Source organism: Micromonospora sp. M51 (genome assembly GCF_018070305.1).
Taxonomy (GTDB): domain Bacteria; phylum Actinomycetota; class Actinomycetes; order Mycobacteriales; family Micromonosporaceae; genus Micromonospora; species Micromonospora parva.
This window is the reverse complement of record NZ_JAGPXZ010000348.1, coordinates 1-6,220: the sequence shown is the minus strand read 5'-3', so window position 1 is coordinate 6,220 and position 6,220 is coordinate 1. Positions and strand designations below refer to the sequence as shown.

The 6,220-nt window shown below is 70.7% G+C and carries 5 protein-coding genes; 1 reads left to right on the top strand and 4 read right to left on the bottom strand.

What is annotated here, in order from left to right:
• The coding region (locus KBX53_RS18935; protein ID WP_210860733.1) for an ABC transporter ATP-binding protein at positions 1-555 on the bottom strand (555 nt) is incomplete at its 3' end.
• 259 nt (positions 556-814) lie between these two features.
• Here KBX53_RS18935 and KBX53_RS18930 point away from each other — a divergent pair.
• Entirely contained in the window at positions 815-1,693 is an 879-nt protein-coding gene (locus tag KBX53_RS18930) for an alpha/beta hydrolase (protein WP_247675854.1), read from the top strand.
• A 44-nt stretch (positions 1,694-1,737) separates the two neighbouring features.
• Here the strand turns inward: KBX53_RS18930 and KBX53_RS18925 are convergent, their stop codons facing one another.
• The 3 genes from KBX53_RS18925 to pglZ form a co-directional block, all read right to left on the bottom strand.
• Positions 1,738-3,837 (bottom strand): DEAD/DEAH box helicase, encoded by a 2,100-nt coding sequence (locus KBX53_RS18925; protein ID WP_210860728.1) that lies wholly within the window; start codon positions 3,835-3,837, stop codon positions 1,738-1,740.
• A gap of 1 nt (position 3,838) precedes the next feature.
• Entirely contained in the window at positions 3,839-5,143 is a 1,305-nt protein-coding gene (gene brxD, locus KBX53_RS18920) for a BREX system ATP-binding protein BrxD (RefSeq protein WP_210860726.1), read from the bottom strand.
• A partial coding sequence (gene pglZ, locus KBX53_RS18915; RefSeq protein WP_210860724.1) for a BREX-2 system phosphatase PglZ occupies positions 5,140-6,220 on the bottom strand: 1,081 nt, incomplete at its 5' end. The genes brxD and pglZ, both read right to left, overlap by 4 nt.

Here is a 6,220-nt window from a genome sequence, read left to right as displayed (position 1 = left end):
GATGACGGTCCGTCCACGTCGGGCGTCACGGCGCAGGGCCTGCCAGAAGTCCCGCCGACCCTCGACGTCCATCCCGGTGGTCGGCTCGTCGAGCACCATCAGGTCCGGGTCGGGCAGCAGGGCCAACGCGAAGCGCAGCCGCTGCTGCTGACCACCCGAGCAGCGCCCGACCACCCGGTCGGCGATGTCGGTGATGCCGGCCCGCTCCAGCACCTCCGCCGCCGGGCGGGTGTGCCGGTAGAAGTGGGCGGTCATCCGCACCGTCTCGCCCACCGTGAGGTCCTTGAGCAGCCCGCCGGTCTGCAGGACGGCGGCGACCCGACCCCGGGCCACCGCGTCGTCCGGGGTGCCGCCGAGGACGCGGACGGTGCCGGCGTCCGGGCGGGACAGCCCGAGCAGCATGTCGATGGTGGTGGTCTTGCCCGCCCCGTTCGGGCCGAGGAACGCCACCACCTCGCCGGGCTGCACCCGCAGGCTCAACCCGTCGACAGCGGTGACCGCGCCGAAGCTCTTGCTGAGGCCGTCCAACTCGACAGCCGGATGCGTACTGGTCATGGCACTGATACTCCGGCGGGGCGTACCCCGGTGCCCGGAGCGGTCGTCACCTCCCGGCCGTGACATTTGTCAGGGGCCGGACGCCACGGAGAGTGACCTCCGTGCGAGCAAACACCGCGACGAGCGTGATGCCCCTGAGTCATCACGATGCCCCTGTGTCATCACGCTCACTGCCACGTCCGCCTCCCGAACGCGACCCGCCGAGGCGAGCAACCGGCGGAGGAATTCCCGGCACGGCAGCGGGTAACCGCTGCCCCGGATGCCGCGACACCGGGGGGACGAGATGGGTGCCACGCCGCAGGGCCAGGTCGACACGGTCGTGCTGATCCACGGGCTCTGGATGACGCCGCGCAGCTGGGAGGGGTGGGCGCAGCGGTACACCGAGCGTGGCATGCAGGTCATCGCCCCCGCCTGGCCCGGCATGGACCGGTCGGTGGAGCAGTTGCGGGACGATCCCAGCCCGATCGCCGAGCAGAGCATCGCCACGATCGTCGCGCACTACGACAAGATCATCCGGGCGCTGCCGCGACCACCGATCATCATGGGGCACTCGTTCGGCGGCCTGTTCACCCAGATCCTCGTCGACCGGGGCCTCGGCGCCGCAGCGGTCGGAGTGCACCCCGCGCAGGTGAAGGGCGTGCTCAAGGTGCCGCTGAGTCAGCTGCGCTCGGGCTTCCCGATCCTGCGCAGCCCCGCCAACCGGAACAAGGCCGTCCCGTTCACCCCGGACGACTTCGCCTACACCTTCGGCAACGCCATGAGCCGGGAGGACTCCGACCGGGCCTGGCAACGCTACGCCGTCCCCGGTGCCGGGCGGGTTTACTTCGAGGGCGCGTTCGCCAACCTCGACCCGCGCTCGCCAGCCCGGGTCGACGTCGGGCGTAACGACCGGGCGCCGCTGCTGCTGATGGCCGGCGAGGTCGACCACGTGGTGCCGGCGTCGGTGGTCCGCGCCAACGCGGGGCTCTACCAGAAGTCGCGGGCGCTCACCGCGTACGAGCAGTTCGCCGGCCGCTCGCACTTCACCGTCGGGCAGGACGGCTGGGAGAAGATCGCCGACTACGCGCTGGACTGGGCGCTGCGGGCGGCGGCCCTGCCCCGGGAGGCCACCATCGCCAGCGAAGCTCCCCGCCGCTGACCCGCCCGTTGCCGACACTCACTGAGGAACCAGTGCAGCCGCTGCTAGACGATGACGAACCGCACGGGCTCGTCCAGTACCGCGGCAGCCCCGTCCAGGTCGGCCAGGCGCGCAGCCAGCGTGGCCGCGGCCAACCGCTTCGGCAGGGCCGCGCCGAACTTGAGACCGTCTAGGGCCTTGTCGTTGACCTCTGGCAGGCACAGCCGAGTGGCGGCGTCTGCGGTGAGAGCCCGCCAGGTCGCAGGTGTGACGTCTTCCCGTAGTCGGATGCTGTTGCCGTCGAACCGCTCCACCGGATCGACCACTTCGCCCAGCGTGGCGGTCAACGTGGCATTCGTCCGGAAACCTGCCCAGGTCCACCAGCGCAGGTCACCGCTGCTCTCGCGGACAATGACAGTGCCACCGGGATGCACCAGGTGTAGTTTCTCCTCGCGCTCCCGAGCCAGGCGAGTCACCGCACGACGGGTGAGGGCGACCGGAGGCTCCGCTCCCAGCAGCACCTCACGCATCGCCCGCGTGATCTCGTGACTGCGGTACGCCCACCCGGTGCCCGTCCAACGGGCACGTCCGCCGCCGTCGGCAGGCTCGACGAAGCACCGCCGACGGCGCCAGTCGATGTAGGTGACGCGCCAACTCCGGCCGCTCAACAGCAGGCGGCGTTCGCCCCGGACCTCCTCGGTGAGCAGGCTGGGATCGATCCGCCCCAGCTCGCTACGGCCCAGGAGGACGGTGAACTCGGGCGGCCCGGTGAATACGGCCGTCATCTCCATGAAGTGACGACGGCCGAACCGCTCCTCGGCGGTGGGACCGAGGAAGAGCATGCCCTCGTCCTGCTCCAGGTAGCCGTGCTCGACGAGGTGTCGAACGATCGGCCGGGCGTTCTTCTCAAAGGGCGGCAGCTCGTTCCAGGCCTGGATCCAGGTTTCCGCACCGATCCGATGTTCCTGAAGGCAGAGCGCGAGCACCTGTTGGGCGACGATGTGCCGAGGTTCCGGCGGCGCGGTGACCGGCTCCACCCAACCTCGTGACCAGAGCAGGAGCAGTGCGGCCGCCTCCACGAGCGGCTGGCCACCGAGCGTGAGGAACAGGCAGTTCCGGCTGCTTCCCGGACGGCGACCGGTGCGCCCGAGTCGCTGCAGGAAGGACGCCACGGTGGCTGGCGCGTCGATCTGGATCACGCGGTCCAGGTCGCCAACGTCTATGCCGAGTTCGAGTGTGCTGGTTGACACGATGACGCAGTCCCGTGACTCGCCAAACGCCTGTTCCGCGCGGCGCCGCTCGTCCACGGACAGCGACGCATGCGACAGGAAGGTGGTGACGCCCTGTCCCCGTAGCAGTTGTCCGAGCTCCTCGACCGTCTGCCGGGATTCGCAGAAGACCAGCCGCTTCTCGCCCGGATGCAGGGCGGCGATCACGGCTGCTGCGTTGGTGAGCGAGCCGACGTAGTCCAGCTCGATCTCGCCCGCTGGCACGCCACCCGCGATTTGGACCACCTCGGGTGCAACGACCTGAGCCGGCCGGCTACCCGCGCCGGAGCCCTGGAGCCAGGTGAGCAGAGAGTCGGGATTCCCGACGGTGGCGGAGAGCCCGATCCGCTGCAGGGGCCGACCAGCCACCCGGGTCAAACGTTCCAAGACGGCGAGCAGGTGCCAACCTCGGTCATCTCCCGCGAAGGCGTGCACCTCGTCAACGACCACCGCTTGCAGGCCGGCGAAGAACTGGCGGTGGTCGACGTTGGTGCTGACCAGCATGGCTTCCAGCGACTCAGGTGTGGTCAGCAGGATGTCGGGTCGCTCGAAGAGCACGGCTCGCCGCCGCGAGGCGCCGATGTCCCCGTGCCAGAGGGCCACCCGCCGCCCGAGCCAACCGGCGTACTGCTCCAGCCGAGGCGCCAGGTTGTTGAGCAGCGCCTTCAGCGGTGCGAGGTAGAGCACCGACGTACCGGTCCACTGGTGCTCGGTCATCCGGGACAGCAGCGGGAACAGTGCGGCCTCCGTCTTGCCGCCGGCCGTCGGGGCGAGTAGGAGGGCATCCAGGCCGCCCTGCACCGGGGCGATTGCAGCACGCTGCAATGGACGCAGGTCTCGCCAACCCAGCGTGTTGACCACGTGGTGCACCACGACCGGGTCGAGGTCTGGCAACACGTCAGAGCGTCAGTTCGATATCGTCGGCGCGAGCGGCGGCGTTGCGTTCGACCTCGGTCAGCTCGTCGGCCCGCAGGGTCAGTGCGTAGTGCCGCCGCGGTTCCCAGTCGGCGAACTGGTCCACCCGGTCGAAGACGTCCGCGACGAGCTTCTTCAGATAGACGCGGGGCGCCACCCCGACCTGTCCGCCCAGCGCGCCGGTGACCGCACGGGCCAGTGTCCCCAGGTAGTCGTCGTCCACCCGGGCGTTGACCTGCGCGCTGGCGTAGAGATCTCGCACCCTGCTGCCTAGTTCCACCAGGGCATCGACGGTGAACCCCGGCAGTCGCAGTTGGGTGGCACGGGGGTTGTCCCAACGCGGGTCGGGGCCGAGGTCGGTGGCGAGACGTTGCGCGAGCGGCGCGAGCCGCTGGACGCCCTGCGGGCCGTCGAAGAACGCGGGCGTCCCGGTGATCACCAGCAGGAGTCCAGGGAACCGGTCCGCGTGAACCTCGTCGATGAGCTGTCGAAGGGCGTTCAGTGCCTTGTCCCGTGCGTCAGAGCGCACCCGTTGCAGCGTCTCGACCTCGTCCAGCACCAACAGCAGCCCTTGGTGGCCGCTGTCGCGCAGAACGGTGAGCAGCCCCTGGAGGAAGCTCAGCGCGCCGTAGTGGTCGAGGTCGCCCTTCACTCCGGCCGCCCGCCGGGCGGATGCCGCGACGTGTGGCTGACCGCCGAGCCAGGCGGCCAGTCCATCGGCGGTGAGGTGGTCACCGCAGGCGCTAGCGGCCCGGTAACCGCGCAGGGCGGCGGCGAAGCCCGGAGTGCTCCGGGAGATGTCGCCCAGCCGGCGCTCCAGCAAGTCAGCGACGGCCCGATCGAGCCCCGGCGCATCGTCCTCGGCGACCGTACCCCCGGCGAGCACGTCCTCCTCCAACGCGAAGATCCAACCGTCGAGTACGGGTCGGAACGCGCTCGGGGCGAACTGCTCCGTGCTGAGGTGCTCTACCAACCGCCGGTAGACGGTCTCCATCCGGTGCAGGGGTGTTTCCAGCTCGGAGATCTGCACCTCCGCGGCGGCGAAGCCGCGGCGCTTGGCGCGTTCGGCCAGCCAGCGCGTGAAGAAGGTCTTGCCGGCCCCGTATTCGCCGCGCACGGCCTTGAAGACGCTCCCGCCGCTGGCGACCCGTTCCAGGTCGTCGTCGAGGGCAGCGGTGAACCTGTCGAGCCCCACCGCGAGCGCGTCGAGTCCATTGCTCGGGACGACCCCCCGGCGCAGCGCGTCGATGATGTCCCGGCGCCGTCGGGCCGAGATCTCTCCGGTCACCGCTGCTCCAGCCCGAACTGCTCGATCAGCAATTTCCGGTCGAGGTGGACGGTGCGGCCGTCCGCGTCGAGGGTGATCACGGGATAGCCCTCGACCTGAAGGAGCCGACGCAACACGGTGACGGTGCCGTTGATCCTGTGCGCAGGTACGCCGGACCGGGCGGCGAGGGTGTCGAGGGTCGCCCGGTCACCGCCGGCGATCAGCGTGTTCAGCAGCGCGGCGACCCGTTCGTCGGCCAGGGGCAGGCGGGGGTCGCGACGTTGGGCGTAGCGTTCACTGGAGAGCAGGGCCGTCACCAGGTCGGGCGGGGTGGGGACAGGCTGCGGTGCGGCAGCCGGCGCGACGACGGCCGGCATCAGGTCGAAAAGACCGTCGGTCTGCTGCTCGACGGATTTGCGCGGGCGACGCCGGGTTGCCGGCGGGGGGTCAGCCGACAGGGATGTGCTCTCCGTCAGCGGTTCCCGCCACCAGTCCGGGCTGGCCACCGGCGCACCGGCCCAGCCGGGCACGGCGGAGTCGTCACCGGCGATGAGCACGAGCAGCGGGATGACGGCTTCCGCTGGCGCTGCGCCGCCGTGGTAGCCCGCCTTGCGCGGCCCGTACCGCACCTCTTCCCGCCAGGGCAGGACGACGGATCCGCCGCCGAGCGCCACCCGGCTGCCGGCGACGGCCACCTCGGCGTCGCCGGGCGGGTCGGTCGGCGGTCGCCACCGGTTCTCACTGCTGGCGCTGGGCAGGGTGACCGACTCGGGGCCACGGTCGACGACGTGGCCGTGGTCGGAGACGATGACGACCACCCGATCTGGCTCGCCCGCGGAGGTCAGCAGGTCGCCAACGGCGGTGATCGTGTCGTCGCCCCAGACGGTGGTACCCGGGTCGCTGCGGTCCAGCGCGTCGTCGATCGTGTTGACAACGGCGGCAACCAGGCGGATCGACGTGTCGTCGAGGGCGGCGAGCACGTCCGGGTCGAGGGCCGCTCCGGCTCCGGCCCGCAAGGCCGACGTGTGCAGCAGCCTCCCGGTGGGAAAGCGGTCCTTGAATGCCTTGCGCTCGGCCTGCTGGCCCCCGGCCGTAATC

What these genes read in the sequence shown, in the direction of transcription:
- KBX53_RS18930 (WP_247675854.1), top strand. Translation starts at nt 815, where the DNA reads ATGCCGCGACACCGGGGGGACGAGATGGGTGCCACGCCGCAGGGCCAG.